Source organism: Cognatundibacterium rugosum, from assembly GCF_014284365.1.
GTDB classification, from domain to species: domain Bacteria; phylum Pseudomonadota; class Gammaproteobacteria; order Burkholderiales; family Burkholderiaceae_D; genus Undibacterium; species Undibacterium rugosum.
This window is the reverse complement of record NZ_JACOGG010000055.1, coordinates 1-607: the sequence shown is the minus strand read 5'-3', so window position 1 is coordinate 607 and position 607 is coordinate 1. Positions and strand designations below refer to the sequence as shown.

The window sequence follows — 607 nt, the reverse complement described above, 5'->3', positions numbered from 1 at the left end:
GTAAGCATCCGGTGAAGTCATCTTGAAGTTAAGTGCGTAAGCGTAGATGATCGTGTCCACTTAATAAGTGGACACTTGTACATGATGGACGATGGAATCAATACGCCAAGACGGCGTCGGCGGCACAGTGCCGAATTCAAGGCTCAGGTCATTCAAGCCTGCAAACAACCGGGAGTTTCCATTGCCGCCACGGCTTTGCGTTACCAGTTGAACGCCAATCAGGTCCGTATCTGGATCAAGGCGCATGCGCAATTGGCGATACCGTCGACGCAAATTGCACCGATTACCACAGTTCCCGAATTCATTCCCATTCCGTTGCCTGCGCCGACCGCAGTCACTGCGACACCAAACATCGTGATTGAAATCAGACGAGGCGCCGCTAATGTGACTGTGCGCTGGCCGCAAGCTGCGGCCGCAGAGTGCGCCGGTTGGCTGCAGAACTGGCTAAGATGATCCGGATAGATTCCATCTGGCTGGCAACCGAACCGATTGATATGCGCGTCGGTATGGATACTGCACTGGCGAGGGTAGTTCAGGTATTCGGTGCAGCGCGGCCGCATCATGCCTACCTGTTTACCAACAAGCGTTCGACGCGTATCAAAGTCCT

At 54.2% G+C, this 607-nt stretch carries 2 protein-coding genes; both read left to right on the top strand.

Translation table 11 applies throughout. The features are described 5' to 3' along the window. Positions 1–81 precede the first annotated feature (81 nt). Entirely contained in the window at positions 82–453 is a 372-nt protein-coding gene (gene tnpA / locus H8K47_RS18020; protein WP_186882728.1) for an IS66-like element accessory protein TnpA, read from the top strand. Beyond that, positions 450–607, top strand: a 158-nt coding sequence (gene tnpB / locus H8K47_RS18750; protein WP_186882727.1) for an IS66 family insertion sequence element accessory protein TnpB, incomplete at its 3' end; no start/stop codon positions are given. The genes tnpA and tnpB, both read left to right, overlap by 4 nt.